Here is a 25,836-nt window from a genome sequence, read left to right as displayed (position 1 = left end):
ACAGTGATCGTGTGGTTTGTTCGATAGTTTATCTATTCAAGATTGCGCGCCGAATTGCTCAACGCCCTTGAGCACTGCAACAACGCCGGCGCCAACTGCTTCTCCGCATCCGCCCGACTCCAGCGACTGGTCGGCGCCACCACATGCACCGCCGCCACTGGCCGGCCATTCGCGCCCAGCACCGGTGCGCCGATGGTCATGTCGCCGAGGAACAACTCCTGGGCATTGACCGCATAGCCCTGCTCACGCACCTGCTGCAACGACTCCAGGATCCTGTCGACCTCGGTCAATGTCTGGCTGGTGTGCGCAATGCGCTGGCTGTGCTCGATCAGCGCCAACGCTTCATCCGCAGGCAACGCGCTCAAGTACGCGCGCCCCGACGCCGTGCAGTACATCGGCACCCGCGAGCCGATCGGCATGTGCACCGGCACAAAGCCCGCACTGACGAACCGCGCGATATAGGTCATGTCGTAGCCCGCAGGCTCGGTCAGGCATGAGGTTTCGCCGGTCAGCCGCGTGAGTTCGGACAGGAACGGGTTGGCCACTTCGATCAGTGAATGCGCGTCCAGGTAACTGAAGCCCAACTCCAGCACGCGCGGGGTGAGTTGGTAATGCCGGGTGCGCGAGTGTTTCCGAAGGTAACCCAGGCTTTCGAGGGTAAACACCATGCGCTGGGCCGAGCTTTTGGTCATGCCAGCGGCCTCGGCCACCTCTGCAAGGCTCATGCTGCGGCGCTGGGCGCTGAATGCCTTGAGCACCGACAGGCCTTTTTCCAGGGATTGGTTGTGCAAACTGTTGCGTTCTTCGGACATGGCGAACTCGCGGTCAGGACGATCAGGCGTGGCGACATTTCTACTCTAAATCGCAAAAATAGACCACTAAATATCGCATACCGATACGACAAGTTCATTTTATCGAATTTACGTCGCGATATTCGATTTACTCCAATCGAAATGGCACAGAGCTTGCGGTTTCATCGGCAGCCGCTTGCGCTACTGACTTTCCGTTTTCCTTTTGGAGTAACCCGATGAACAGTCTTTCGCCCGTGTTTCGCCGCCTCGCCTTCGCCGTGTGCGCCACGCTTTGCGTCAGCGCCGCGCACGCAGAAAGTGCGTCCACGTACAAAGTCGGTGCAACGGCCAGTGGTTCGCCGTTCACCTTCCTCGATATCAAGAGCAACAGCATCCAGGGGGTGATGGTCGACGTGGCTGAAGCCGTCGGCAAGGCCGGCGGCTTCACCAGCCAGATCGAACAGACCAACTTCGCCGCGCTGATCCCCTCCCTCACCTCCGGCAAGCTCGACTTCATCTCCGCCGGCATGCTCAAGACCGAAGAACGCACCAAGGTCGTCGATTTCAGCGCCCCGGTGTATGCCTACGGTGAAGGCTTGATCATCAACGCCGAAGACAACACCGCCTACCCCGACCTCACCCCGTTGAAGGACCAGGTGGTCGGCGTGCAGGCCGGCACGATCTTTTACGATCAACTGAACAAGCTCGGCATCTTCAAGGAAATCCGCACCTACGACTCGATTGGCGAGATGGTCCGCGACCTGTCCCTGGGCCGCATCAAGGCCGCCGTTGGCGACCAGCCAGTGGTGGCGTACCAGATCCGCCAGAAGCTGTTCAAAGGCGTGAAACTCGCCGCCGACTACCAACCGGTCAACGTCGGCGAGGTATGCCTGGTAGTGCGCAAGGGCGACGCACAAACCCTCGAACGCCTGAACACTGCCATCGCCAGCATCAAGGCCGACGGCACCCTGGACAGCATCCTCAAGAAGTGGGGACTTGATACCCAGGTGCGCCCATGAACCTGGCTGAGTTCCTGCAGAACGCCCAGGATTTCCTGCCGATTCTGCTGCAGGGCGCCTGGGTGACGATCCAGATCACCGTGCTGTCGTTCCTGCTCAGCAGCGCCATCGGCCTGGTGCTGGCGTTGCTCAAGCTGTCGCCGATCCGCGCGCTGTCGTGGACGGCGAGCACCATCATCAACGTGATCCGCGGCCTGCCGATCATCGTGCAGCTGTTCTACATCTACTTCGTCCTGCCGGACATGGGCGTGCATCTCACGGCGTTCTACGCCGGGGTGATCGGCATGGGCATCGCCTATTCGGCGTACCAGGCCGAGAACTTTCGCACCGGCATCATTGCGGTCGAACAGGGCCAGCGCGAAGCCGCCGAAGCCCTGGGCATGCGCTCGGCGTTGATGATGCGCCGGGTGATCCTGCCGCAGGCGTTTCGCATTGCCTTGCCGCCCTACGGCAACACCCTGGTGATGATGCTCAAGGACTCGTCCCTGGTGTCGACCATCACCGTCGCCGAGATGACCCGCCAGGGCCAACTGATCGCCTCGTCGACCTTCCAGAACATGACCGTCTACACCCTGGTCGCCCTGCTCTACCTGCTGATGAGCCTGCCGCTGGTGTATGGCCTGCGTCGTATGGAGCAGCACCTGGGCCGGAGGAAAAAAGCATGATCGAGATTCGTCAGCTGCAAAAACATTACGGCAGCCACCGCGTATTGCACGGCGTCGACCTCGACGTGGCCAAGGGCGAAGTGGTGTGCCTGATCGGCCCCTCGGGCTCGGGCAAATCCACCCTGCTGCGCTGCATCAATGCACTGGAAGCCTACGACGGCGGCACGATCAGCGTGTTCGGTGAAACCGTGCAGCGCGGCAGCAAGACCGTGCACGCCCTGCGCAGCCGCATGGGCATGGTGTTCCAGCGCTTCAACCTGTTCCCGCACCGCACGGTGCTGGAAAACGTGATGGAGGGCCCGGTGTACGTCAAGGGCGAGTCGCCTGGGCAAGCGCGCGAGGAAGCCCTGGTGCTGCTGGAAAAAGTCGGCCTGAGTGCCAAGGCCGACGCCTACCCGGAACAACTCTCCGGCGGTCAGCAGCAGCGCGTGGCTATCGCCCGCGCCCTGGCGATGAAACCCGAAGCCATGCTGTTCGACGAACCCACCTCGGCCCTCGACCCGGAACTGGTCGGCGATGTGCTGGCGGTGATGCGCACCCTGGCCGACGAAGGCATGACCATGATCGTGGTCACCCACGAGATGGGCTTTGCCCGCGAAGTGGCCGACCGCGTGTGCTTCCTGCATGGCGGCTACATCGTCGAGAGCGGCCCGGCCGAGCAGGTGCTGGGCGACCCGCAGCACGCGCGCACCCAGGACTTTCTGCGGCGCGTGCTGCACCCCACCGGCACTGCAAGGAGCCTGTCATGAAATCGTTGTGGTCGGCGACGGCGCCGTCCGTGCTGCCAACGCCCGCGCTGGCGGAGTCGCTGAAGGTCGACGTGGCGATTGTCGGGGCGGGCTATACCGGCCTGTCGACGGCGCTGCACTTGGCCGAGCGCGGGGTCAGTGTGTGCGTGCTGGAGGCTAACGAGCCGGGCTGGGGCGCCTCGGGGCGTAACGGCGGGCAGGTCAATCCAACACTCAAATACGACCCGGAACAACTGGTGCAGATGTTCGGACCGGAGCGCGCCGAGCCATTGATCTCGACGGTGTCGAATTCGGCGGACCTGGTGTTCAGGTTGATCGACAAGCACGGCATTGATTGCGCGCCGGTGCGCAAGGGCTGGATGCAGGTGTCGTACACGCAAAAGGGCGTGGCCGGGCTGCATGCACGCGCCGAGCAATGGGCGCGACGCGGCGTGCCGGTGCAGCGTCTGGATGCAGCAGCGGTGGCCGCGCGCATGGGCAGCGAGGCGTTCGCTGGCGGCTGGCTGGACGGCCGTGCCGGGGCGATTCAGCCGCTGGCGTATGCCCGCGGGCTGGTCGGCGCGGCGTTGGCGGCGGGTGTGCGCATTCATGGGCACAGCGCGGTGACAGGGTTGCAGCGCCAGGGCGGCGGATGGCAACTGCAGACGGCTGGCGGGGCCCAGGTCACGGCTGATCAAGTGGTGCTGGCCACCAACGGCTACAGCGGCAACCTGTGGCCGGGGATGGCGCAGAGCATTCTGGCGGCGAACAGTTTTATCGTCGCCACCAAGCCGCTGAGTGGGCGCGCGGCAGAGTGCATCCTGCCGGGACAGGAAACCGTGTCCACCGCGCAACGGCTGCTGCTGTACTTTCGCAAAGACAGTCATGGACGCTTATTGATGGGCGGGCGCGGGCTGTTCAACGATCCCACATCACCGGCCGACTTTGCCCACCTGGAGCGCTCCCTGGCGCTGCTCTTTCCGCAATTGGGCCCGCTGGAATTCGAGTACCGCTGGGCCGGGCGCATCGCAATCACCCGCGACTTCATGCCCCACGTGCACCAACCCGCGCCGGGGCTCACGCTGGCGTTGGGCTGCAATGGCCGCGGCATCGCGTTGTGTACCAGCCTGGGGCAGCAATTAGCCGCACGCTTGTGCGACAGCCACGCGGAATTCGCCTACCCGGTGACACCGTTGCAACGCTTGCCGATGCACAGGTTGCAGCGGTTCTACATTGGCGCGGGGGTGGCGTGGTACAGCCTGCTGGACCGGCTCAATATCAGCTGAATCCTATTCCCAGGCACGCTGCAGACTGTCAATTCTCACAGGTTGCCGCGCGCGCAAAACTCGCTAGGCTTAGTCCAGATGCATTGGCTGGCCTGCTGGGATTGCGGGCGATCAACTGAGCGAGAAGGACATCCATGAACCTCGAACATCCTCCACACACCGCCCGAGTGCTCGGGCTGGTGTACAGCGCCGGCTGCTACCTGGTGTTCCTGTGCACCTGCGTGTACCTGATCGGCTTTGTCGGCGAGATCGGGGTGCCCAAGCACATCAACGACGGCCCACCCGGTGAGTGGCCGACCGCCGTGTTGATCGATACCGCGCTGATCATGCTGTTCGGCGCCCAGCACACGGTCATGGCGCGCCGGGGTTTCAAGCAATGGCTGGCAGGGTTCATCCCGACGCCGGTTGAACGCTCCACGTACGTGCTGCTCAGCAGCCTGGTGCTGGGGTTGATGTTCTGGCTGTGGCAGCCCATTACGGCGAGTGTCTGGACGGTTGAAGCCGCCTGGGCCGATGCCCTGTTGATGGGCCTGTTCTGGCTGGGCTGGGGCATCGCGTTGCTGGCAACGTTTTTGATCAACCACTTTGAGCTGTTCGGGCTCAAGCAGGCCATCGACCGTTGGCGCAAGCCCACGTCACAGCCGCCGGTGTTCACGACGCCACTGTTTTACAAGCTCGTGCGTCACCCCCTGTACCTGGGTTTCCTGATTGCCTTCTGGGCAACGCCACACATGACCGCCGGGCATCTGTTGTTTGCGGTCGGAATGACGGTTTACGTCTTCATCGGCGCACGCTTTGAAGAAAAGGACCTGGTGACGCTGTTCGGTGAGCGGTACCGACGCTACCAGCAAGAGGTCGCCATGATTATCCCCGGGCCAAAGCCCCCGAAAAAACCCAAAAACTAGCCCTCCCCCCTTTTTTTGTGGTGAGCAGGCTTGCCCCGCGTTGGAGTGCGCAGCACTCCCGCAGTTTCCCATCGTGATCAGCTCACAGGCCCCCACGGACTGCCACGCCGCACCAAGATTGACTGAATCAACCCGCCGATAAACGGTGCCCCGCGCATGCGGCTCTCGGACTTTTCCGACAAGGCTTTCAGGTTGTGGCTCGCCAAGGTGCTGGCTAACCTTCCGTCGTCGCTGCCAATTCAGCGGCCGGATTTGACCGTCCGCCCTCCCAAATGCATCTGTGCCACATCGAATCAGGCGTTTTGTGTACGCCTGTTGTATCGTGTAGCGGCAGCTGTACGCGGGATACCTTCGGGTATGCCGGGCTACTTTGGGACCGGTCGGTCAACCCGCGTATAGCTGCCACCCTCTCTCGTTTGACCGCGAATCGTGGCAGCTCCATTCCCGGAGAGATTCCACCATGATTAAAGACAGCCCCAACCCCCCAAGCCATCCCGATTTCGACACCAGCACCCTGCACGAAGTGGCCTACCGCGCCATCGATCACTACCTCAACCCAAAACCAGCCACGCTCGAAGCCAGCGACGGACTCTTCACCGTGCGCGCCGACCTGGGCACCGAAACCCTGCTGGTCAACGCCTCCCAGGACCTGGCCTGCATCAGCGACATCGCCACTCACCTGGCGTTCGAGATCGACGGTACTCAACGCAATGTCGCGCTGGGCATCTGCCGCATGCTCGACGGGGTACAACTGCTGGTAGACAAGGCACTGAGCGTGGCCCATCCGGCGGCGTGACGATGGACGCGATACAGCGCCTGAGCTATCTTCGGGCGCTCTATCGAAAGCCTGAAACAGGAAGTTACCGCTTGAGCACGTCGCCCCTACTGCGAGGCCGCACCTTCGCCCTCCTCGCCGGCCTCGCCTTTATTGCCGTGGACCAACTCGTCAAACTGCTGGCCCTGGTTTCACTGCACGCCCACAGCTTCAAAATCGGCGCCAACCCGATCAACCTGGCACTCGAATTGAGCCTGAACCCCGGCGCGTTCCTCAGCCTGGGCGCCGCGTTGCCGCCGCAGGTCAAACAGCTGATTTTCATCGTCGGCGTGGCTGTCGTAGTGGCTTGGGCACTGTGGTGGTCCCTCTCGAACTGGAACCAGCCCCTGCGCAAAGTCCTGCCGCTGTACGCCATCGCCCTCGGCGGCATTGCCAACCTGATCGACCGCCTCTTTCGCGAAGGGCACGTGGTTGATTACATGGTGCTGAACGTCGGGCCGGCCCATACCGGCGTGTTCAATATTGCCGATATCGCGATCACCGTGGGCGCACTGTATTTGATGATGGATTTGTTCGTGAAGCCGCGCAAAGCCTAGGCCTGTCAGTACGCCTCACCCTCGTCGCCCCTGATAGTCGCGGCAAGCGATTGAGCAATAGCCTTGGCTTTCACGATCGCTTCATCGCTGTACACAAAGGCAATCTCACCACGCCGATAGTCAAAATAGTAAGCCTGCTGCGTGGTGGGAGAGGTCCAGTAGGCGGTTTGATTTCCGCCCATGGAAATCACCGCACCGGTAGTGGGATTAATGCCGGTCACCTCGTCCTGCAGCGCCAGGGTTGGATCGCTGGCACACAACGCGCGCCACTCTTCAGGCGCAATTGCATGGCTGTCGGCACGGGCGATGTGAAGTTCGTAAGCCATGAAGATACCTATCTGGACACTGGAGAAATGCTCGTTTCCACACAGTGCAGGAACGGCCTGGAAACCCTTTATAACCTCAAAACACCGACCAACCAATCCGCTCGCTCAACAACTCCAACGCCTTCATCCCCGCCAGCGAGTTCCCCGCCGCGTTCAACTCCGGCGACCATACGCACACCGTGAACTGCCCCGGCACCACCGCGACGATCCCGCCGCCGACGCCGCTCTTGCCCGGCAAGCCGACGCGATAGGCAAAGTTGCCCGCCTCGTCGTACAGCCCGCTGGTGGCCATGATCGAGTTGACTTGCTTGGTCTGGCGCGCGGTGAGGATCTGTTCGCCGCTGTGGGCACTCACGCCCTCGTTGGCCAGGAAGCTGAAGGCCTTGGCCAAGTCCAGGCAACTCATCTGCAGCGCGCAGTAGTTGAAGTAACTGTGCAGCACCGCGTCGACGTCGTTATGGAAGTTGCCGAAGGATTTCATCAGGTAAGCCATGGCCGCATTGCGCGCGCCGTGCTGGGCTTCGGAGTCGGCGACGACGCTGTTCACCAGGATCTGCGGGTTACCCGACAGGCGCCGCACGAAATCGCGCATCGACAGGATCGGCACGGCGAAGCGCGACTGGTTGATGTCACAGATCACCAGCGCGCCGGCGTTGATGAAGGGATTGCGCGGACGGCCGCGTTCGAATTCCAGCTGCACCATGGAGTTGAACGGCTGCCCCGACGGCTCGTGGCCCAGGCGCTCCCAGATGGTTTCGCCGCCGTGGTCGATGGCCTGTACCAGGCTGAATACCTTGGAAATGCTCTGCACCGAGAACAGCGTATCGGCATCGCCTGCGCAGTACGCCGAACCGTCATTGCCGTACACCGCAATGCCGAGCTGGTTGGCGGGTACATCGGCCAAGGCGGGGATATAGTCGGCGACTTTGCCCTGGCCGATCAGTGGGCGCACTTCGTCGAGGATCGACGAAAGCATCGCCTGCATGTCTTGTCCTGTCATCTGTCTTTGAATCAATGGGAAGCGGGCCGCGGAGGATACTTCAATGCGCGCGGAAGCCCCAGACTATCTCGACCATGCGTTCGGCAATCACCAGGTAAACCAGGATCATCAGCAATTGCAGCACGAGGTGGTAGCGCAGTTTGGAAAGCCTGCGAATACCGTCGCTCACGTTCAGCACCAACAACAGCGACGACAGGATGATCAGCCCCCAACCGGCCACGCTGGAGGCGAACACGCCGATAAACAAGTCACGCTGCCCGAGCACTGTATTAGTCCCCGCTGCAAACAGCAGTGCGCACACCAGCAGGTTCTTCACATTGTCGAAGATTTGCGTGCTCAGGTCGTTTTCCAGCAGTGCCACATAGCGTTTCCATAACGTGTGCATGGGTCAGTACCGGGAGGGATCGCTCGTCATTCAAAGTAGTCCAATTGCCCGTACACTGCACCGTTGCGCTTACTCCACGAGGACTTTTGCATGAAATTGATGATCGGCCTGGCCGCCCTGCTGTTGCTATCGGCGTGCTCTGCAACACCGCCCGCCCAGGACTCCACCGCGTCTGCCTGCCTGGCCGGCGGCGGCACCATGAAGCAAGTTGGCAAGCTGCAGAGCTGGAAGTGCGTTACACCGTACAAGGACGCCGGCAAGGCCTGCACCGACTCCAGCCAGTGCGAAGGCGAGTGCCAGACCAGCGTGACGACCCAATCCGGCAACGGCCCGGTAACCGGCGCATGCCAGGTGGACAACGGACATTTCGGCTGCTCGGCAACCGTAGAAAAAGGCCAACTGGGCCGCGCGATCTGCGTGGACTAAGGCCACCACCGCCCCCCTGTGGGAGCGGGCTTGCTCGCGAAGGCGGTGTGTCAGTTGATGCATCAGTTGCCTGGCACACCGCCTTCGCAGGCAAGCCAGCTCCCACTTTTTGATCTCCATACACCCAGGTGCCTAGGCGCCAGCCCAATCCCCACCTTTGATCTCCATACATCCGGATGCCCAGGCCCCACCCCAATCCAATGTGGGAGCGGGCTTGCCCGCGAAGGCAGTGTGTCAGTTGATGCATGAGGTGCCTGACACACCGCCTTCGCAGGCAAGCCAGCTCCCACTTTTTGATCTCCATACACCCAGGTGCCTAGGCGCCAGCCCAATCCCCACCTTTGATCTCCATACACCCGGATGCCCAGGCTCCCACCCCAATCCAATGTGGGAGCGGGCTTGCTCGCGAAGGCAGTGTGTCAGTTGATGCATGAGGTGCCTGACACACCGCCATCGCAGGCAAGCCAGCTCCCACTTTTTGATCTCCATGCATCCAGGTGCCTAGGCGCCAGCCCAATCCCCACCTTTGATCTCCATGCACCTGGATGCCAAAGCCCCACCCCAATCCAATGTGGGAGCGGGCTTGCTCGCGAAGGCGGTGTGTCAGTTGATGCATCAGGTGCCTGACACACCGCCTTCGCAGGCAAGCCAGCTCCCACTTTTTGATCTCCATGCATCCAGGTGCCTAGGCGCCAGCCCAATCCCCACCTTTGATCTCCATACACCCGGATGCCCAGGCTCCCACCCCAATCCAATGTGGGAGCGGGCTTGCTCGCGAAGGCGGTGTGTCAGCTGATGCATGAGGTGCCTGACACACCGCCTTCGCAGGCAAGCCAGCTCCCACTTTTTGATCTCCATACACTCAGGTGCCTAGGCGCCAGCCCAATCCCCACCTTTGATCTCCATACACCCGGATGCCCAGGCTCCCACCCCAATCCAATGTGGGAGCGGGCTTGCCCGCGAAGGCAGTGTGTCAGCTGATGCATGAGGTGCCTGACACACCGCTTTCGCAGGCAAGCCAGCTCCCACTTTTTGATCTCCATGCATCCAGGTGCCTAGGCAACACTCCAATCCCCGCTTTGATCTCCATGCATCCGGATGCCCAGGCCCCATCTCAATCCAATGTGGGAGCGGGCTTGCTCGCGAAGGCGGTGTGTCAGTTGATCCATCAGGTGCCTGACACACCGCCATTGCAGGCAAGCCAGCTCCCACAGGCTTGTATGGCACAGCTCAGAAATGCGCCACATCCGACACCTGCTCATCCAGCACATCGCGCGCCAGTGCCCAGGCCTGGTCCTTGGATTCGACCACCAGCAGCGGGTAGCCCCACGCCTTGCCGAACATGACCGCAAACGGTTTGAGAGCCAGGCGTTGCGCGGCGCTGGGCTCGACCTGGATCATGCCTTTGACGAACGTGCGCAGCGCCTGTTTGTTCTTTTTCATCCAGATAGACGCCTGCTTGCGCTCTTGGTGGGAGTGCTCGTGGTCGTTTTCATCGGCGGATTTTTCGTGCAGCAACATGAAGGCTTGCTCCCTCGCCAACAGGCGTTCAAAGGCCAGGAACGCATCCTCCGGCCCGCCTTCGTTGGGGGCGTCAAACACGATTTTCACCACGGGGAACGTTGTACTGTCGAGTCGCATGGCCAAGCTCCTTAATGAGAGTGACTCTCACTATAATGAGCCCGGCACTGGACGGCATTGCACAGAATAGCCAGACTGTTTCGCAATTCAGCCAAACTGCGAACGCGCCATGAGACACCACCGCCTGGACTTGCACGACCCACTGATGGCCAAGGATGCCGATGTGTTTCCGCGTGCCGTGGTCGCGGTGGGTGCCACCAGCGCCTCGGACACCTGGGAACACGCGCAACACGCGCACCGCAAAGGCCAGTTGATGTACACCCTGCGCGGGGTGATCCACTGCGAAATCGAAGCGGGAATCTGGATCGTGCCGCCGCAATGCGCACTGTGGATTCCCGGCGGCACCTGCCATGCAGCGCGCGGTTCGGGTGAGGCGGAAGTCTATTGCCTGCTGATCGACCCCGATGCCGCCTGCGCCCTGCCCCCGCAGTGCTGCACCCTGGCAGTGTCAGGCCTGTTGCATGAGTTGATCAGCAAGGCGGTGAGTTTCCCGCAGCTGTATGACGAGGCCGGCGCCCAGGGCCGCTTGATCAACACGCTGCTGGACGAGTTGGCCGCTGCCCCCATCGAAGCGCTGCACCTGCCGATGCCCCGGGACCCGAGGCTGCGGCGCCTGGCCGACAGCCTGCTGGCCGAACCCGCCGACAAGGCCACGCTTGGCCAATGGGCGGTGCGCATCGGCATGAGCGAGCGCAGCATGACGCGCCTGCTGCTTGAGGAGTTGGGCTTGAGTTTCGGCCGTTGGCGACGGCAGTTGCATGTGATCCTGTCGTTGCAGCGCCTGGCCAAAGGTCAGAGCGTGCAAGCCGTGGCCCTGGACCTGGGCTATGAGAACGCCAGCGGTTTTATCACCATGTTCCGCAAGGCGGTGGGCCAGCCGCCGGCGCGCTACCTGGCCGAGCGCGCCGGGGTGTTGAGCGCGACCAGCCAGACTATTGCGCTGAAAGACGCGCGCTGACTACCAGCTTTCTCCCAGCCCCAGCAGGCCAAGAATCTGCCGCCGCAGGTCGACCAGATACGGGTCGTCGCGGTGCCGTGGATACGGCCTGTCGATGTGCAGTTGCGCCTGGATTTTCGCCGGGCGGTCGCTGAACACAATCACCCGATTGGCCAGCAGCAGCGCCTCTTCCACATCGTGGGTGACCAGCAATGCCGTGTAGCCCTGGCGCTGCCACAGGTCGATGAGTTCCTTTTGCATGGTGATGCGCGTCAGCGAATCGAGCTTGCCCAGGGGCTCATCGAGGATCAGCAAGCGCGGCTGGTTGACCAGCGCACGCGCCAGCGCGACACGTTGCGCCATGCCGCCAGACAATTGCCGAGGGTAGGCACGGGCAAACTGGCTGAGACCGACTTTTTCCAGCGCCTCGTCGACCTTGCCTGCATGGGTCTTGAGCAGGCCCTGGGCTTCCAGGCCGATGGCAACGTTGTCCCACACGCGCCGCCACGGGTACAGAGTCGGGTCCTGGAACACCACCACGCGGCTCGGGTCGGGGCCGAGGATGGCCTCGCCGTCGGCCAGCAGCTTGCCGGCATCCGCAGGTTCGAGGCCGGCCACCAGGCGCAGCAAGGTGGATTTGCCACAGCCCGAAGGCCCGAGCAACGCCACGAACTCGCCCGGTGCAACATCCAGGGAGACCCGCTCCAATACCGGCAGGTGCTGACCGTCCAGGGCAAAGCCATGGCTGAGGTTTTCAATACGCAGTGCCAACCCCGTGGAAGCGGCGACTGCAGTTGCCAGGGCTACCATTTCATCGTTCCTTTTTGCCAGGCCAACAACCGATCGCGCACCAGGAACAACCCGGTGATCAACCCCGAACAGGCCAACGCCATGATCAACAGTGCAGCGTACATATTCGCGTAGGCGGCCCAGCCCTGGGCCCACTGCAGGTACCAGCCGATGCCGGATTTCACGCCCATCATCTCCGCCACGACCAGGGTGGAAAACGACGCGCCAAGGCCCATGAACAGGCCGACGAAAACGTGGGGCAACGCGGCGGGAATCGCCACCTTGAAAATCAGAAAGCCCTGCTTCGCACCCAAGGTGCGCGCCACGTCGTAATAAGCTTTATCGACGCTGGCGACGCCGGACCAGGTCAGCACCGTGACCGGAAACCAGGTGGCCAGCGCGATCAGGAACACGCTGGCGCTCCAGCTGCTGGGAAACAGGAAAAAGCACAGCGGCAACAACGCCGTCGACGGCACCGGACCGAGGATGCGCAACACCGGGTGCAGCCAGTAACCGATCCGCGTGGACCAGCCGATGGCCACGCCGGCGACAAAGCCGGTGGCGGCGCCCAGCGCCACGCCGGAGCCCAGCAACACTGCCGAACGCAGCAGGCTGTCCGCCAGCCGCGCGTAGTCTTCGAGGTACACCGCGAGCAAGGCCTGCGGTGGGGCAAAGAAAGGCACCGGCAACAGCGCCAGTTTGGCGGTGAGCAACTCCCAGAGGCCCAGCAGCGCCGGCAAGGCGATCAGCCAAGGCGCCGCCGTGTGCAGGCGCAGCCCGAGCCTGGTCAATTTGCGCCCGAGCAGGCTCAGCAGGATAAACACGACCGCTACGCCGACGCACAGATTCGCCAGGCCCTGGGTCATCGGCCAATTGCGCGTCGCGTTGGGCCAATAGCTGATCAACAGCGCGACGGCCACCCAGGCCGCCACCACGGCGGCGCCCTGCCAGCCGACCTTGAGGGCCACCGGCGGATTGAGGGTTGTGGCGTCAGCTGAAGACATCAGCGGTGATCTCCTTGGCGAATTCCACCGGGTCGGTGCTCTTGCTGATCACTTCGACGGTTTTCAGGTCGGTGACGTAGGTGGTGATCTCCTGGGTCAATGCCGCGCCGACCGCATGGTGGCCGTGGGTGTGGTCGTGGAGGATCGCCTGCACTTCTTCGGTGGAGGTGTTCAGCGCATAGGCCTGGAAGCCCTTGGCGACGGCCTCCGGGTGCTGCACGGAATAGTCATGGGCTTCGAGAATCGCCTGGGTCAGCGCCGCCACTACGCGTTTGTCTTCACGCACCAGCTTGCCGGTGACACCGACCACGCAGCAGCTGAGGTTGGCGTATTCCTCTACCAGGTTGGTGGACAGCTCGCGTGCCACGCCGGACTTGATCAGGCGGTACATGAACGGGTCACTGCCGCTCACCGCCTGCACTTCGCCACGCTCCAGCGCAGTGCCCAGCAGGTCGGCCGGGTACAGGCGCCATTCGACATCGCGCACCGGATCGACGCCGTGCTTTTTCAGCAGGATCGAAAAGAAATTGCGGTCCGGGCTGGCCATGTCGGTCACGCCGATGGCCTTGCCCTTGAGGTCTTCAAGCTTGCTCACGCCGCCGTTCACAGCACTGAGCAAACGCAGGCAACCGCCATGGGTGCCGGCAGTGAGCTTCACATCAAAGCCCTGCTCCAGCGCCTTGAGCCACCGCAGCGCCATGCCCACGCCCGCATCCGCCTTGCCGGTGGCGATGGCTTCGAGCAGCACTTCGGTGGAGTTGCCGAAGTTGACCAGCTCCACGTCGAGATTGTGCTTGGTGAAAAACCCCTGGCCGTGGGCGATCACCACCGGGGCCAGGCACACGGCGTTGAGGTTGACGGCCAATTTCAGCTTGCGCGGCGCGTCCAGGCGGATGAAGTCTCCGGTGCCGGCGGGCTCCTGGGGCGTGTTGTGGCCGGCGTGTTCATCGGCGGCAAAGCCCAGGCCGGGCAGCGACAGGCCTGCCAGGGTCAGGCCGGCCATGCCGAGCAGGCGGCGACGGGTCAGGTGATCGAAAGTGGCCATGCTCAATATCCCTTTTAAATTGATGTTCTTCGTTATGCGGTAAGCGGGCTTTTCTGTGGTGAGTGGGCTTGCCTGTGGAGAGCCCGCTTGCCTGTGGAGAGCCCGCTTGGATGGGGTGAGCTGGCTTACCTGTGGTGAGCGGGCTTGCCCCGCGTTGGGCTGCGCAGCGGCCCCAAATACAGTCATCGCGTTCTTCCAGGTACACCGCGGGTGTTGGGTTTTGGGGGCGCTGCGCGCCCCAACGCGGGGCAAGCCCGCTCGCCACAAAAAAAGCCCGCTTGCCACAAAAAAACCTTTCACCACAACAAAGCCTGCCTGCCACAAAAAGCGCGTGTGTCGCGCAAGTTGCGGTCAGGCCTGCAGGTCAGCCAGTCCCAAGTGCTCGCGCAGCGTGGAGCCCTCATACGCTTTGCGGAACAAGCCTTTGCGCTGCAGGTGCGGAATCACACTCTCGACAAACTCAGTGAACGACCCCGGCAAATACCCCGGCGAAATCACAAACCCGTCGCAACCACCCTGCTCGAACAGCTCGGCCAGTTGGTCGGCGATCTGCGCCCCGGTGCCTACCAGTTGCGGCACGCGCACGCTGCTGGCGAAGATCCGGCCGAGTTGTTCCAGGGTGGTCTGCGGGCCTTGCATCAGCAGCTTTTCCGCAGCAGCCGGATGGATCAGCGGCGACTGCGCGATTTGCGCCAGCGTGGCGCTCAACGGGAAGGGCGACAGGTCCACATTCAACTGCGAAGCCAGCGTCACCAGGCCCAGCTCGGGACGCGCCAGGGCATTGTGCCGGTCGCGCTTGGCGCGGGCTTCGGCTTCGCTGCCGCCAATGAACGGCATCACCGCTGTCAGCACCTTGCAACTGTCGGCCTCGCGGCCTTGCTGCACGACCTGCGCGCGCACGTCATCGCGAAACGCGCGCATGGCTGCCAGGTGCGGGTGAATGGTGAAAATCGCTTCGGCCCAGCGCGCGCCAAACCGACGGCCACGTCCGGAGGAGCCGGCCTGGATCAGCACCGGCCGCCCCTGGGGAGTGCGCGGAATATTCAGCGGGCCCTCGACCTTGAACCACTCGCCCTGATGCTGCACCGACTGGATCAACGCCGGGTCGGCGAGCACGCCGCTGGCACGATCGAGCTTCAATGCATCCTTACCCCAGCTGTTCCAGAGTTTTAGCGCGACTTCGACAAATTCATCGGCGCGGTCATAGCGCAGGTCGTGTTCCAGGTGCTTGTCCTTGCCAAACAGGCGCCCTTCGCTGTCGTTCATCGAGGTGACGATATTCCAGGCCGCGCGGCCCTTGGACAGGTGGTCGAGGGTGGCAAACTCGCGGGCGATGTGTGCCGGTTCGTAATAGGTAGTGGACCGCGTTGCACCCAGGCCCAACTTGCGGGTCTGGCCGATCAGGTAGGAGAGGATCGGCAGCGGGTCGAGGCGCGTGGCGTCCTGGGCGCCGTAGCGCAAGGCCAACTCGCGGGAGCCGCCCATCTGGTCGCCCACCGCCAGGCGATCGGCGAAGAACAGAAAGTCGAACAGCCCCTCCTCCACCACCTTGGCCACTCGCGCGTAGTACTCGGGATCGAGGTAATTGCCGACAGTTTCCGGATGGCGCCACACCGCATGGCTGTGCACCACGGGCCCGCTCAGCAGGAAGGCTGACAAGTGGATCTGGCGGCTCATGGCTTCGGCGTCCACACGGTGATATCAGAGACTTTCAGCGGCTTGGGAATCAGCTTGGCGGCGTAGTAATAGTCGGCGATGCGTTGCTGTTCGGCGAGGTTGTCCACCTTGACCGGGATGATGTCGTAGCTGCGTCGGCTGTTGGCGCGCTCAACCGTGGCCGGGGCGATGTTGCCCCATAGCGGACCGAGAATTTCAGCGGCTTCCTTGGGATGGGCTTTGACCCATTGGCCGGTCTCGCGCAGGGTGTCGAACGTCACCTGCAACACGTCCGGATGCGCCTCGGCGAACCGGGTCGTGGCCAGGTAGAAGCGGTTGTAATTGGCCAGGCCGTCGCTGCCGTCGGCAATCACGCGCGCGTGGTGGTCGAGTTGCTGGGTCGCGTAGAACGGGTCCCAGATCACCCAGGCGTCTACGCTGCCATTGGCGAACGCCGCGCCGCCGTCGGGGGCTTCGAGGTAACGCGGGGTGATATCGGCGAGGGTCAGCCCGGCTTTCTTCAGCGCACTGATCAGCAGGAAATTGCTGCCCGAGCCTTTGGACACGGCGACGGTCTTGCCCTTGAGGTCGGCAACGCTGTGGATCGGCGATTTATCCTGCACGATGATCGCCTGCGCGCCGGGCGACGCGTTTTCCTGCGCGTAGTAAGTCAGCGGCGCATCGGCGGCCTGGGTGAACAAGGCGAAGGCGTCGGCTACATCCGCATGCAGATCGACACTGCCGGCGTTCAACGAGCTGAGCAGGCCGGTGCTGAATTCATGCCAGTTGACCGTGAACCCCAGCGGCTTGAGGCGCTGTTCCAGCTGGCCATTTTGCTTGAGCAGGATCCACAGGGTGGATGAGCGCTGGTAGCTGATATCCAGGGTCTGCTCGGCATGGGCCGCCGCTGCGGCAAACAACAGGCTGGCGGCGAGAATGAGTTTTTTGAACGTCATGAAAAGGCCTTGGCATAGAAGAAGTGAAAGAAGCTGCATATGCCAAAACGCGGCATAAGGCCTGGCAAATAAGCGAACTTGATTATATTAATGACGAGCGATTATGAAAGAACTCTATAATTCTATGGTTATGCCGAATTCGCAGGACTGTGCGAAAAGCGCCCTAAGCTAAGATCGAAAGAGTATTTATCGAATAGTTTTTAGAACTTTATGCTTGGCGATATTTCGCTGAAGATCGAGCTCGCCATGTCCATTCGCCGTCCCCTCGCCGTCGTTTTAGGGTTGCTGGCCTTTTCCGTTGCCATCAGCGCCGAAGCCCAGGAAACCCTGCGCATCGGCTACCAGAAATCCTCGACCCTGATCACCCTGCTGAAAACCCAGGGCACCCTGGAACAAGCCTTGAAGGCCGACAACATTGATGTGAGCTGGCACGAGTTCCCCAGCGGCCTGCCACTGCTCGAAGCATTGAACGTGGGCAACGTCGACATCAGCGCCGATGTGGCGGATACCGTGCCGATCTTCGCCCAGGCAGCCCAGGCCAAACTCACCTACTTCGCCCAGGAAGCGCCCTCGCCTTCGGCCCAGGCCATCGTGGTGCGCAAGGATTCGCCGATCCAGCAACTGGCGGATTTGAAAGGCAAGAAAATCGCGGTGACCAAGGCGGCCGGCACCCACTATTTGCTGATCGCGGCGCTGGCCAAGGCGGGGCTGGCATTCTCGGATATCGAGCCTGCATACCTGTCGCCGGCCGATGGTCGCGCGGCGTTCGAGAACAACAAGGTGGATGCATGGGTTACCTGGGAACCCTTCCTGACCAGCGTGCAGCGTCAATTGCCGACACGCACCTTGGCCGACGGCGCCGGGCTGGCCAGTTACAAGCGTTACTACCTGACCGGGACGCCGTACGCCAAGGCGCATCCGCAGGTGTTGAAAGTGGTGTACGCGCAGCTGGAGAAAACCGGCGAGTGGGTGAAGAAAAACCCGCAGGACGCGGCGAAAATCCTCGGCCCGTTGTGGGGCAACCTGGACGTGGCCACCGTAGAAGCGGCCAATGCGCACCGCAGTTATCAGGTGCAACCGGTGACGCTCGATCAGTTGGGTGAGCAGCAGAAGATTGCCGACGCGTTCTTCAAGGCCGGCTTGCTGCCCAAGGCGGTAGACGCCAAGGATGTGCAGACTTGGAAGCCCTGAGGCCGGGCACAGTCTAAATGTGGGAGCGGGCTTGCTCGCGAAAGCGGTGGTTCAATGGATACATCTTCGACTGGAAGACTGCATTCGCGAGCAAGCCCGCTCCCACAATTTGATCTCCATACCCTCTCCAAGCAGTGACCCGATCAACTGTGGGAGCTGGCTTGCCTGCGATGGCGACCCGTCAGCCACCTCTTCGTTACTGACCCACCGCTATCGCTGGCAAGCCAGCTCCCACACTTTTGATCTCCATACCCTCTCCAAGCAGTGACTCAATCAACTGTGGGAGCTGGCTTGCCTGCGATGGCGACCCGTCAGCCACCTCTTCGTTACTGACCCACCGCTATCGCTGGCAAGCCCGCTCCCACATTTTTGATCTCCATACCCTCTCCAAGCAGTGACTCGATCAACTGTGGGAGCTGGCTTGCCTGCGATGGCGACCCGTCAGCCACCTCTTCATTGCTGAACCACCGCTATCGCTGGCAAGCCCGCTCCCACATTTTTGAGCTGCATACGCCCTTAGAGCAGTGTGCGGGCCAGGGCTTTTTTCCATTCGGCGTAACGACCTGCCATCGCCGGGTCATTCTGAGGTTCGAACCGCTCGCGCTGTCGCTCCAGTTGCGCCAGCGCTGCATCGCTCGCCCACACTCCCAAGGCTCGTCCGGCCAGGTGCGCCGCGCCCAGCGCCGAGACTTCCGGCGATAGGCTGCGCACCACCGGGCGTTGCAGCAGGTTGGCCAGGAACTGCATCAGCCAGCGGTTGCGCGTGGCGCCGCCGTCGACCCACAACTCCTTGAGCGGACTGCCAATGTCCTGCTGCATCGCCTCGAACACATCGCGAATCTGATAGCCGATGGACTCCAGCGAAGCACGGAGGATATGCGCACCAGACGTCGCTTCGGTCAGCCCGCAGATCAACCCGCGCGCATCGGCCTTCCAGTGCGGTGCGCCCAACCCGGACAGCGCCGGCACAAAGTACACGCCGCCATTGTCCGGTAGTTGCGCGGCCTGTTCGGTCAACGCATCCAGCGACTCACCCGCCACCAGGCGCGAGGCCCACTGCACCGCCGCGCCGGTGTGCACGATATTGCCTTCCATGCCAAAGGTGGCTTGGCTGCCGTCATGCCAGGCCAACGTAGTCGAAAGACCGTGCGTGGACGCGATCGGCCCCTTCATGGGCGTCATCAACGAAGAACCGGTGCCGAGGGTGGCCTTGACCAACCCCGGGGCAAAACCGCCCTGCCCGTACAGCGCGGCGTGGGAATCGCCGATCATCGACATCACCGGGATGCCCGCAGGCAAGCCGCCCAGCGCGACGGTCTCGGCAAAGAAACCGGCGCTCGGGCGGATCGGCGCCAGGGCCGCCAGAGGAATGTCGAACAGCGCCAGCAACTCAGGGTCCCAGGCGCGGGTGTGCAGGTTGAACAACTGGGTGCGCGCGGCATTCGAATAGTCGGTGGCGAACACCTGGCCGCCGCTGAGTTTCCACAGCAGCCAGCTGTCGACGGTACCCAGGCAAATCTCGCCGGCAGCCGCGCGGGCGTGACCGTCTTCAAGGGTGTCGAGAATCCAGCGAAACTTTCCGGCGGAGAACATCGGGTCCAGCGCCAGCCCGGTTTTTTCCAGGATCACAGCCTCGTGCCCCTGCTCATGCAACTGGGCGCACAACGCGGTGGAGCGTCGGCATTGCCAACTGATGCACGGCGACACCGGCTCGCCCGTGCGCCTGTCCCAGGCCACCACCGATTCGCGCTGGTTGCTGATGGCCAAGGCAGTGATCGGACGATCCACCTGGGCCAGGCATTCTTCAATCGCGGCCAAGGTGCTGTGCCAGATGAACAGCGGGTCCTGTTCAGAAAACCCGGCCTGCGGATGGCTGACGCTCAACGGCCGCGAGCCGCGGGCAATCACCTGCCCGAGCGCGTTGACCAGCACCGCCTTGGCGTTGCTGGTGCCTTCGTCTATCGCCAGGATCAGCGGAGTGTGGTTATTCATGGGGGTCACCGCAACCGAGTGGCAGCCGCCACGATCCCAGCCGCGTCGATGTTATGCAAGGCGCGGGTCGGTTCGCGGGCGCCGGCGGCGGCGTATTCGCCGTCACCGATGCCCAGGCGGATCAGCGCGATACCCAGCCCGGCCTCGGCCAGCACTTCGGCAACCAGGCTGCCGACGCCGCCGTTGATGTTGTGTTCTTCCACGGTGATGACCGCGTGGGTGCCGCTCAAGGCACTGAGCAGGACGTCACGCTGCAGCGGCCGGATCGACGACAGATTGATCACCTGCGCCTGGATCCCCTGCTCCGCCAGCAACGCTGCGGCATCCACCGCCTCGTGCACCACCGACCCCAGGGCGACGATGCTCACATCGGCGCCCTGGCGCAGGATATCCACCTGCCCCGGCACGAATTGGTAATCGGCGCCGTGCACATCCGGCAAGGCTTTGCCATCGAGACGGATGTACACCGGGCCGTGGTAGCGCAGCGCGTAATCGACGATCTGGCGGCACTCGATCGCATCGGCCGGCGCGAAAATCTGCACATTGCCAAAGCCACGCATCACCGAAATATCGTCAAGGCTGTGGTGGGTGCTGGCCAGCGGACCATAGCTGGTGCCGGCATTCAGGCCGAACATCTTGACGTTGGCCTGGTTGTAGCAGACGTCGACCTTGATCTGCTCATTGGCGCGCGAGATCAGAAACGGCGCCGCGTTGCAGGTGGCGGCGATCTTGCCACCCAGCGCCAGGCCCGCCGCGACGCTGACCAGCGACTGTTCGGCAATGCCGACGTTGATCAGGCGCTCGGGAAAGCGCTGGGCAAACGGGCCGATCTTGGCCGTGGAGGTGGAGTCGCTGACCACGGGCACCACGTCCAGCCCGGCATCGACCGCCTCAATAAACGCCTGCACCATGACGCTCGCCAGATGTTCACTCGCCATGACTCAACTCCTCCAGTGCCGCGTTGATTTCGTCACCCTTGGGCACGCGGTGGTGCCATTCGGGACGGGCTTCGATAAACGACACGCCCTTGCCTTTAATGGTGTGGGCGATCAGCACCTGGGGCGCGCCAGTGTGGGTCTGCATGTCTTCCAGAGCATCGATCAACTCGCCGACGTCGTTGCCGTCGCACTCACTGACACGAAAGCCGAAGGCGGCCCATTTCACGTCCAGCGGGTCCAGCGGCATGATCTCGGCGGTCAACCCCGCCAGCTGCAGCTTGTTCTTGTCGACGATCACAAACAGGTTATCCAGGCCGTACTTGGCCGCCGCCATTGCGGCTTCCCAGTTGGAACCTTCAGCCAGCTCGCCGTCGCCGGTCAGCACGTAGATGCGCTTTTTGCTGCCGGACATTTTCGCCGCCAACGCCAACCCCACCGCCACCGGCAAACCATGGCCGAGGGCGCCGGTGTTGAGTTCGATACCGGGGGTTTTCTGCCGCACCGGGTGACCCGGCAAGTGCGAATTGAAGTGCTGGTAGGTAGGCAACCAGTCGGTGGGGATGTAGCCCGCCTGCGCCAGGCAGCAATACAAACCGCCGACGCCGTGGCCCTTGCTCTGGATATAGATATCGCGCTCAGGGTCTTCGGTGCGTTCCGGGCCGGTATTGAGGATGCGGAAATACAGCGTGGCGAGGATGTCGGTTTCCGACAGATCGGCCCCGGTGTGCCCGCCGGCCGGTGAGTCGGCATTCAGGCGGATCACGTGGCGCCGGATCAGGCGGGCCTGTTCTTTGATCTGGTGGGCGTCGTACTGGAAGGCGTTCATGCAGCGGCTCCTGTGGGCTGACCACGCGAGGTGAAAGTGCCGAAAGCTGTTTTGAATATTTATTCAGCAATGACAATATATTTCTATTTAGACGCCGATCCGTCAGCAGGTCAAGTGAGTGATTCGCTGAAAAATGAAATAAGTCGCGCAAAAGCCCCTCGGACAGACGGCCAAAATCCCACCCGGGGTTATCTATCCCGTGGCTTTGAGGCGTATAAAAGCTCCGGTCTAGAGGCGCACATGAAAAATTAAGCGCTTGACTTTGACGCGGTGGCACTGGAATCTGAATTAACAGTCAGGCACGCATAAATATTCAAGCGACCTGAAAGCACTCCAAAAAAAATAAATCAGGAGAACACTGTGGACGCCAAAGCGATTGTCCAGCACCCGGCCGAACTCAAGCCGCCCCACCGCCCACGGCTGGTGAAACTGCTGCCCAGCAATATCGGCGGCCCGTTGATCGGGCTGGTGCTGCTGGTGCTGGTCTTCTCCTTCAGTTCCGAATTCTTCTTCTCGTTGCGCAATGGCCTGAACATTCTCGATCAGGTCACGGTGCTGGGCATCCTGGCGATCGGCATGACGGCGGTGATCGTGATCGGCGGCATCGACCTGTCGGTCGGCTCGGTGCTGGCCTTCTCGATGATGATGCTCGGCTGGCTCTATCAGGACCAGGCGGTGCCGCTGGGCTTCGCCATCCCGATTTCGATTGCCAGCGGCATGCTGGCCGGGCTGGTCTCCGGGGGCTTGATCACCTACGCCAAGCTGCCGCCGTTCATTGCCACGCTGACCATGATGTCGGTGGCGCGTGGCCTGGCGAATATCCTCACCGAAGGCCGGCAGATCGTCGGTTACCCGGACTGGTTCACCAGCCTGGCGACGGTGCGGCATTTCGGTTTTCTCTCGGCCACCGTCGGGCTGTTCCTGGTGATGCTGGTGGTGGCGTGGGTGTTCCTGCGCTTTCGTGCCGGCGGCCGCAACCTGTACGCCATGGGCGGTAGCCCGGAAGTGGCGCGCCTGTCGGGCATCAAGGTGCGCGCGATCACGCTGTGGGTGTACGCCATCAGCGGCGCCCTCGCCGGCATTGCCGCCGTGACCCTCGCCGCCCGCCTCGACTCGTCCCAACCCAGCGCCGGCCTGAGCCTGGAACTGGACGCCATCGCCGCCGTGGTAATTGGCGGCGCCAGCCTCAGCGGTGGCGTCGGCAGTATCGGTGGCACCCTCGTGGGGGTGCTGATCATTGGCGTGCTGCGCAATGGCCTCAACCTGCTTGGCGTTTCACCGTTCATTCAACAAGTGGTGATCGGCGTGGTCATCGCCCTCGCCGTGACCATCGACACCCTGCGACGCCGCTCCAGCACTGCCCGTTAAACCTGTTCGACAGTTGACACCCTCCAACAATAAAACCAGGAGTCACCGACATGTTCAGCCCCAAGAAACTGCTTATCGCCACTGCCCTGGCTGCCGCGACCCTCAGCGCCGCCGGCACCACCTGGGCCAAGGACCTGACCATCGGCCTGGCCGTGGCCAACCTGCAGGCCGACTTCTTCAACCAGATCAAGCAGTCGGTGGAAGCCGAGGGCAAGGCCAAGGGGATCAAGGTGATCACCGTGGACGCCCAGGGCAATTCCTCGACCCAGGTCAGCCAGATTGAAGACCTGATCACCCGCCAGATCGACGTGTTGATCTACATTCCGGCCGGTGCTACCGCCGCCGGTGTGCCGGTAAAAGCCGCCAAGGCCGCCGGCATCCCGGTGATCGCCGTCGACCGCAACGCCCCCGACGCACCCGGCGATACGTTTATCGCCAGCGACAGCGTGGCCGGCGCCAAGACCCTGGCCGAGTACGTGGGCAAGATCACCGACGGCAAGGGGCGCATCGCGATCCTGCAAGGCCAGCTCGGCACCACGCCGGAAAACGACCGCGCCAAAGGCTTTGAACAAGGCCTCAAAGCCTTCCCGGACCTCAAGGTGGTCGCCCAGCAACCCGCCGAGTGGGCCCAGGACAAAGGGTTTGCGGTGGCCCAGGACCTGCTCCAGCGTGATCCGAACATCACCGTATTCTTCGGGCGCGCCGACGCCATGGCATTGGGCGCGGCCCAGGCAGTGAAAGTCGGCAACCTCGATCACAAAGTCGTGGTGGTCGGTTTTGACGGTGACGTCGCCGGGCTCAAGGCCGTGGAAAGTGGTGTGCTCAACGCGACCATGACCCAGCAGACGCAGAAAATGGGGCGCCTGGCCGTGGCCTCGGCGATTGACCTGAAGGCCGGCAAAGACGTGCCCAAGGAACAATTGCTGCCCACCGTGCTGACCACCAAAGACAACGTCGCGCCGTTCCTGCAACAGCACCCGTAAGCCTCGGAGGTCGTCATGCAAGCAGCCGCTCTGGACACCGCTCAACCTGACGCGGTGCTGTGCCTGCGCAATATCAGCAAGGCCTACGGGCCGGTGCAGGTGCTGTCGCAGGTCAACGTGGATATTCGCCCTGGCGAGGTACTGGCCCTGCTCGGTGAGAACGGCGCGGGCAAGTCGACCTTGTCGTCGATCATCGCCGGCCTGGTGCAACCCGAAGCCGGCGGCAGCATGACCTGGCTCGGCGCGCCCTACGCGCCGGCATCACCGGGTGCCGCGCTGGGTGCGGGGATCGGCCTGATCCACCAGGAAATCCGTCTGCTGCCGCAACTGTCGATCGCCGAAAACATCTTCGTCGGCCGCCTACCCATGCGTCACGGGCGGGTCGACCGCGAGTACATGGAGGCCCAGGCGCAGATCCAGCTCGAGCGCCTGGGGCTCAAGGTACCGGCGTCGCGCAAGGTCGAAGGCCTGAGCGTGGCGGCCCAGCAACTGGTGGAAATCGCCAAGGCGCTGACCCTCAAGGCCAGCCTGTTGATCCTCGACGAGCCCACCGCGGCATTGGGCGGCGACGAAACCGAGCTGCTGTTCAAGCAGGTGGAACGGCTCAAGGCCGAGGGCGTGTCGTTTATTTATATCAGTCATCGCCTGGAAGAAATCGCGCGCATCGCCGACCGCGTGCTGGTGCTGCGCGACGGTCGCCAGATCGCCCTGCACGCCACGGCCCAGGTGCCGGTGCGTGAGTTGGTCGAGCAGATGGTCGGACGCAGCCTGGAGCGGATTTTCCCGACGCTGCAGGCACCGCAGGCGCGGGTGATGCTGCAGGTCAAGGAGTTGACCTGCCGCGAGTTTGCCTTGCACGGCATCGACTTCAGCGTGCGCGCCGGCGAGGTGTTCGGCATTGCCGGGGTGGTCGGCGCCGGGCGGACCGAACTGGTGCGCACCATCGCCGGTGCGGCCCGGGATATCCAAGGCCATATGGTGCTGGACGGTGAAGTCCGCCAGCTGCGCTCGCCGTTCGAGGCAATCCAGGCCGGCGTGGTGCTGGTGCCTGAAGACCGCAAGCAGCAAGGCGTGGTAGTGGAGCATCGGATCGAAGACAACCTGATCTACGGCAACACCGACCTGCTGGATAAACGCGGTTGGGTGTTCCCTGCCCCGCTGCGCGAATTCGCGCGCACGGCGGTGGCGCGCCTGGGTGTTAAAGGGGCACCGCAGTCGCGGATATCCAGCCTGTCCGGGGGTAACCAGCAGAAGGTGATCATTGCCAAATGGCTGGCACGCAATCCCAAGGTGTTCATCCTCGACGAGCCCACGCGCGGCATCGACGTGGGTGCACGCGCGGCGATTTATGAAGTGATCGCGGACCTGGCAGCCAAGGGCATGGCCGTGATTGTGGTGAGTTCCGACCTGGATGAAGTGCTCGGGCTGTCTCATCGGGTGATGGTAATGAGCCGGGGGCGACAGATGGGGATTCTGGAACGTGGCGAGGCCACACCGGTTTCGGTGATGGAAATGGCCACCGCATGACCACGAACGATGCATGCAGACCCCTTTTTGTGGCGAGCGGGCTTGCCCCGCGTTGGGCTGCGCAGCAGCCCCCCTCAGGCA

Annotated in this window: 26 protein-coding genes; 13 read left to right on the top strand and 13 right to left on the bottom strand. The window is 62.7% G+C overall.

The window, feature by feature from the left end:
- Positions 1–32: 32 nt before the first annotated feature.
- A complete protein-coding gene (locus NTD80_RS14590) occupies positions 33–812 on the bottom strand; it encodes an IclR family transcriptional regulator (protein ID WP_262134111.1) in 780 nt (259 codons plus the stop codon).
- Between the two features lie 215 nt (positions 813–1,027).
- Between NTD80_RS14590 and NTD80_RS14585 the strand changes: the two genes are divergently transcribed.
- From NTD80_RS14585 to lspA, 7 genes are all read left to right on the top strand, one after another.
- A complete protein-coding gene (locus NTD80_RS14585) occupies positions 1,028–1,810 on the top strand; it encodes an ABC transporter substrate-binding protein (RefSeq protein WP_065907574.1) in 783 nt (260 codons plus the stop codon).
- A complete protein-coding gene (locus tag NTD80_RS14580; protein WP_065907573.1) occupies positions 1,807–2,475 on the top strand; it encodes an amino acid ABC transporter permease in 669 nt (222 codons plus the stop codon). The genes NTD80_RS14585 and NTD80_RS14580 overlap by 4 nt, the downstream gene beginning before the upstream one ends.
- The gene (locus NTD80_RS14575; protein ID WP_065907571.1) at positions 2,472–3,224 is read left to right on the top strand and encodes an amino acid ABC transporter ATP-binding protein; all 753 of its coding nucleotides are present in this window, start codon (positions 2,472–2,474) and stop codon (positions 3,222–3,224) included. Before NTD80_RS14580 ends, NTD80_RS14575 begins: the two co-directional genes overlap by 4 nt.
- On the top strand, positions 3,221–4,489 hold the full coding sequence (locus NTD80_RS14570; RefSeq protein ID WP_262134110.1) for an NAD(P)/FAD-dependent oxidoreductase: 1,269 nt from the start codon (positions 3,221–3,223) through the stop codon (positions 4,487–4,489). Before NTD80_RS14575 ends, NTD80_RS14570 begins: the two co-directional genes overlap by 4 nt.
- A 134-nt stretch (positions 4,490–4,623) precedes the next feature.
- Positions 4,624–5,394, top strand: a complete 771-nt coding sequence (gene mddA / locus NTD80_RS14565; protein WP_262134109.1) for a methanethiol S-methyltransferase — start codon at positions 4,624–4,626, stop codon at positions 5,392–5,394.
- A 460-nt stretch (positions 5,395–5,854) separates the two neighbouring features.
- On the top strand, positions 5,855–6,190 hold the full coding sequence (locus tag NTD80_RS14560) for a DUF6124 family protein (RefSeq protein ID WP_262134108.1): 336 nt from the start codon (positions 5,855–5,857) through the stop codon (positions 6,188–6,190).
- A gap of 71 nt (positions 6,191–6,261) precedes the next feature.
- Entirely contained in the window at positions 6,262–6,765 is a 504-nt protein-coding gene (gene lspA, locus NTD80_RS14555) for a signal peptidase II (RefSeq protein WP_262134107.1), read from the top strand.
- A gap of 5 nt (positions 6,766–6,770) precedes the next feature.
- Here the strand turns inward: lspA and NTD80_RS14550 are convergent, their stop codons facing one another.
- The 3 genes from NTD80_RS14550 to NTD80_RS14540 form a co-directional block, all read right to left on the bottom strand.
- On the bottom strand, positions 6,771–7,091 hold the full coding sequence (locus NTD80_RS14550; RefSeq protein ID WP_177410330.1) for a hypothetical protein: 321 nt from the start codon (positions 7,089–7,091) through the stop codon (positions 6,771–6,773).
- A 76-nt stretch (positions 7,092–7,167) separates the two neighbouring features.
- Complete coding sequence (gene glsB / locus NTD80_RS14545) at positions 7,168–8,076, bottom strand: glutaminase B (RefSeq protein WP_106803499.1); 909 nt, start codon at positions 8,074–8,076, stop codon at positions 7,168–7,170.
- Positions 8,077–8,131: 55 nt separating this feature from the next.
- Positions 8,132–8,476 (bottom strand): hypothetical protein, encoded by a 345-nt coding sequence (locus NTD80_RS14540; RefSeq protein WP_065907561.1) that lies wholly within the window; start codon positions 8,474–8,476, stop codon positions 8,132–8,134.
- A gap of 90 nt (positions 8,477–8,566) precedes the next feature.
- On the opposite strand from NTD80_RS14540, the gene NTD80_RS14535 reads away from it, so the two are divergent.
- Positions 8,567–8,902: a hypothetical protein gene (locus NTD80_RS14535; RefSeq protein ID WP_065907552.1), complete on the top strand. Its 336-nt coding sequence runs from the start codon at positions 8,567–8,569 to the stop codon at positions 8,900–8,902.
- Between the two features lie 1,230 nt (positions 8,903–10,132).
- Here NTD80_RS14535 and NTD80_RS14530 read toward each other — a convergent pair.
- Complete coding sequence (locus tag NTD80_RS14530) at positions 10,133–10,543, bottom strand: hypothetical protein (RefSeq protein ID WP_262134106.1); 411 nt, start codon at positions 10,541–10,543, stop codon at positions 10,133–10,135.
- A 109-nt stretch (positions 10,544–10,652) separates the two neighbouring features.
- Here NTD80_RS14530 and NTD80_RS14525 point away from each other — a divergent pair, with 109 nt between their 5' ends.
- Complete coding sequence (locus NTD80_RS14525; RefSeq protein ID WP_065907544.1) at positions 10,653–11,501, top strand: AraC family transcriptional regulator; 849 nt, start codon at positions 10,653–10,655, stop codon at positions 11,499–11,501.
- Here NTD80_RS14525 and NTD80_RS14520 read toward each other — a convergent pair whose 3' ends face one another.
- From NTD80_RS14520 to NTD80_RS14500, 5 genes are all read right to left on the bottom strand, one after another.
- Positions 11,502–12,290 (bottom strand): ABC transporter ATP-binding protein, encoded by a 789-nt coding sequence (locus NTD80_RS14520; protein ID WP_065907542.1) that lies wholly within the window; start codon positions 12,288–12,290, stop codon positions 11,502–11,504.
- Entirely contained in the window at positions 12,284–13,273 is a 990-nt protein-coding gene (locus NTD80_RS14515; RefSeq protein WP_262134105.1) for an ABC transporter permease, read from the bottom strand. The genes NTD80_RS14520 and NTD80_RS14515 overlap by 7 nt, the downstream gene beginning before the upstream one ends.
- Complete coding sequence (locus tag NTD80_RS14510; protein ID WP_262134104.1) at positions 13,260–14,318, bottom strand: ABC transporter substrate-binding protein; 1,059 nt, start codon at positions 14,316–14,318, stop codon at positions 13,260–13,262. Before NTD80_RS14510 ends, NTD80_RS14515 begins: the two co-directional genes overlap by 14 nt.
- A gap of 351 nt (positions 14,319–14,669) precedes the next feature.
- Positions 14,670–15,995, bottom strand: coding sequence for an LLM class flavin-dependent oxidoreductase (locus tag NTD80_RS14505; protein ID WP_262134103.1), 1,326 nt, complete (start codon positions 15,993–15,995; stop codon positions 14,670–14,672).
- On the bottom strand, positions 15,992–16,930 hold the full coding sequence (locus NTD80_RS14500) for an aliphatic sulfonate ABC transporter substrate-binding protein (RefSeq protein ID WP_262134102.1): 939 nt from the start codon (positions 16,928–16,930) through the stop codon (positions 15,992–15,994). The genes NTD80_RS14505 and NTD80_RS14500 overlap by 4 nt, the downstream gene beginning before the upstream one ends.
- A gap of 246 nt (positions 16,931–17,176) precedes the next feature.
- Here NTD80_RS14500 and NTD80_RS14495 point away from each other — a divergent pair, with 246 nt between their 5' ends.
- A complete protein-coding gene (locus NTD80_RS14495; protein ID WP_106805641.1) occupies positions 17,177–18,121 on the top strand; it encodes an aliphatic sulfonate ABC transporter substrate-binding protein in 945 nt (314 codons plus the stop codon).
- A 516-nt stretch (positions 18,122–18,637) separates the two neighbouring features.
- On the opposite strand, the gene NTD80_RS14490 is transcribed toward NTD80_RS14495, so the two are convergent.
- From NTD80_RS14490 to NTD80_RS14480, 3 genes are read right to left on the bottom strand one after another with little or no spacing between them, the layout of a single operon-like run.
- On the bottom strand, positions 18,638–20,113 hold the full coding sequence (locus NTD80_RS14490) for an FGGY family carbohydrate kinase (RefSeq protein ID WP_262134101.1): 1,476 nt from the start codon (positions 20,111–20,113) through the stop codon (positions 18,638–18,640).
- 5 nt (positions 20,114–20,118) lie between these two features.
- Positions 20,119–21,051, bottom strand: a complete 933-nt coding sequence (locus tag NTD80_RS14485) for a transketolase family protein (RefSeq protein ID WP_262134100.1) — start codon at positions 21,049–21,051, stop codon at positions 20,119–20,121.
- A complete protein-coding gene (locus tag NTD80_RS14480) occupies positions 21,041–21,877 on the bottom strand; it encodes a transketolase (RefSeq protein WP_262134099.1) in 837 nt (278 codons plus the stop codon). Before NTD80_RS14480 ends, NTD80_RS14485 begins: the two co-directional genes overlap by 11 nt.
- A 360-nt stretch (positions 21,878–22,237) precedes the next feature.
- Between NTD80_RS14480 and NTD80_RS14475 the strand changes: the two genes are divergently transcribed.
- From NTD80_RS14475 to NTD80_RS14465, 3 genes are read left to right on the top strand one after another with little or no spacing between them, the layout of a single operon-like run.
- Entirely contained in the window at positions 22,238–23,245 is a 1,008-nt protein-coding gene (locus NTD80_RS14475) for an ABC transporter permease (protein ID WP_012724867.1), read from the top strand.
- Positions 23,246–23,295: 50 nt separating this feature from the next.
- Complete coding sequence (locus tag NTD80_RS14470; RefSeq protein ID WP_065907318.1) at positions 23,296–24,228, top strand: sugar ABC transporter substrate-binding protein; 933 nt, start codon at positions 23,296–23,298, stop codon at positions 24,226–24,228.
- Positions 24,229–24,243: 15 nt separating this feature from the next.
- The gene (locus tag NTD80_RS14465) at positions 24,244–25,755 is read left to right on the top strand and encodes a sugar ABC transporter ATP-binding protein (protein ID WP_065907319.1); all 1,512 of its coding nucleotides are present in this window, start codon (positions 24,244–24,246) and stop codon (positions 25,753–25,755) included.
- The last annotated feature ends 81 nt before the right edge of the window (positions 25,756–25,836 follow it).

Origin of the sequence: Pseudomonas sp. 13B_2.1_Bac1 (assembly GCF_025466155.1) — a bacterium.
Taxonomy (GTDB): Bacteria; Pseudomonadota; Gammaproteobacteria; order Pseudomonadales; family Pseudomonadaceae; genus Aquipseudomonas; species Aquipseudomonas aylmerensis.
This window is presented reverse-complemented; position numbering and strand designations above follow the sequence as displayed.

What these genes read in the sequence shown, in the direction of transcription:
- NTD80_RS14535 (WP_065907552.1), top strand. Translation starts at nt 8,567, where the DNA reads ATGAAATTGATGATCGGCCTGGCCGCCCTGCTGTTGCTATCGGCGTGC.
- NTD80_RS14465 (WP_065907319.1), top strand. Translation starts at nt 24,244, where the DNA reads ATGCAAGCAGCCGCTCTGGACACCGCTCAACCTGACGCGGTGCTGTGC.
- NTD80_RS14570 (WP_262134110.1), top strand. Translation starts at nt 3,221, where the DNA reads ATGAAATCGTTGTGGTCGGCGACGGCGCCGTCCGTGCTGCCAACGCCC.
- NTD80_RS14530 (WP_262134106.1), bottom strand. Translation starts at nt 10,543, where the DNA reads ATGCGACTCGACAGTACAACGTTCCCCGTGGTGAAAATCGTGTTTGAC.
- mddA (WP_262134109.1), top strand. Translation starts at nt 4,624, where the DNA reads ATGAACCTCGAACATCCTCCACACACCGCCCGAGTGCTCGGGCTGGTG.
- NTD80_RS14505 (WP_262134103.1), bottom strand. Translation starts at nt 15,995, where the DNA reads ATGAGCCGCCAGATCCACTTGTCAGCCTTCCTGCTGAGCGGGCCCGTG.
- NTD80_RS14550 (WP_177410330.1), bottom strand. Translation starts at nt 7,091, where the DNA reads ATGGCTTACGAACTTCACATCGCCCGTGCCGACAGCCATGCAATTGCG.
- NTD80_RS14525 (WP_065907544.1), top strand. Translation starts at nt 10,653, where the DNA reads ATGAGACACCACCGCCTGGACTTGCACGACCCACTGATGGCCAAGGAT.
- NTD80_RS14495 (WP_106805641.1), top strand. Translation starts at nt 17,177, where the DNA reads ATGTCCATTCGCCGTCCCCTCGCCGTCGTTTTAGGGTTGCTGGCCTTT.
- NTD80_RS14470 (WP_065907318.1), top strand. Translation starts at nt 23,296, where the DNA reads ATGTTCAGCCCCAAGAAACTGCTTATCGCCACTGCCCTGGCTGCCGCG.
- NTD80_RS14490 (WP_262134101.1), bottom strand. Translation starts at nt 20,113, where the DNA reads ATGAATAACCACACTCCGCTGATCCTGGCGATAGACGAAGGCACCAGC.
- NTD80_RS14520 (WP_065907542.1), bottom strand. Translation starts at nt 12,290, where the DNA reads ATGGTAGCCCTGGCAACTGCAGTCGCCGCTTCCACGGGGTTGGCACTG.
- NTD80_RS14480 (WP_262134099.1), bottom strand. Translation starts at nt 21,877, where the DNA reads ATGAACGCCTTCCAGTACGACGCCCACCAGATCAAAGAACAGGCCCGC.
- glsB (WP_106803499.1), bottom strand. Translation starts at nt 8,076, where the DNA reads ATGCAGGCGATGCTTTCGTCGATCCTCGACGAAGTGCGCCCACTGATC.
- NTD80_RS14585 (WP_065907574.1), top strand. Translation starts at nt 1,028, where the DNA reads ATGAACAGTCTTTCGCCCGTGTTTCGCCGCCTCGCCTTCGCCGTGTGC.
- NTD80_RS14590 (WP_262134111.1), bottom strand. Translation starts at nt 812, where the DNA reads ATGTCCGAAGAACGCAACAGTTTGCACAACCAATCCCTGGAAAAAGGC.
- NTD80_RS14540 (WP_065907561.1), bottom strand. Translation starts at nt 8,476, where the DNA reads ATGCACACGTTATGGAAACGCTATGTGGCACTGCTGGAAAACGACCTG.
- NTD80_RS14515 (WP_262134105.1), bottom strand. Translation starts at nt 13,273, where the DNA reads ATGTCTTCAGCTGACGCCACAACCCTCAATCCGCCGGTGGCCCTCAAG.
- NTD80_RS14510 (WP_262134104.1), bottom strand. Translation starts at nt 14,318, where the DNA reads ATGGCCACTTTCGATCACCTGACCCGTCGCCGCCTGCTCGGCATGGCC.
- NTD80_RS14575 (WP_065907571.1), top strand. Translation starts at nt 2,472, where the DNA reads ATGATCGAGATTCGTCAGCTGCAAAAACATTACGGCAGCCACCGCGTA.
- NTD80_RS14485 (WP_262134100.1), bottom strand. Translation starts at nt 21,051, where the DNA reads ATGGCGAGTGAACATCTGGCGAGCGTCATGGTGCAGGCGTTTATTGAG.
- NTD80_RS14560 (WP_262134108.1), top strand. Translation starts at nt 5,855, where the DNA reads ATGATTAAAGACAGCCCCAACCCCCCAAGCCATCCCGATTTCGACACC.
- NTD80_RS14580 (WP_065907573.1), top strand. Translation starts at nt 1,807, where the DNA reads ATGAACCTGGCTGAGTTCCTGCAGAACGCCCAGGATTTCCTGCCGATT.
- NTD80_RS14500 (WP_262134102.1), bottom strand. Translation starts at nt 16,930, where the DNA reads ATGACGTTCAAAAAACTCATTCTCGCCGCCAGCCTGTTGTTTGCCGCA.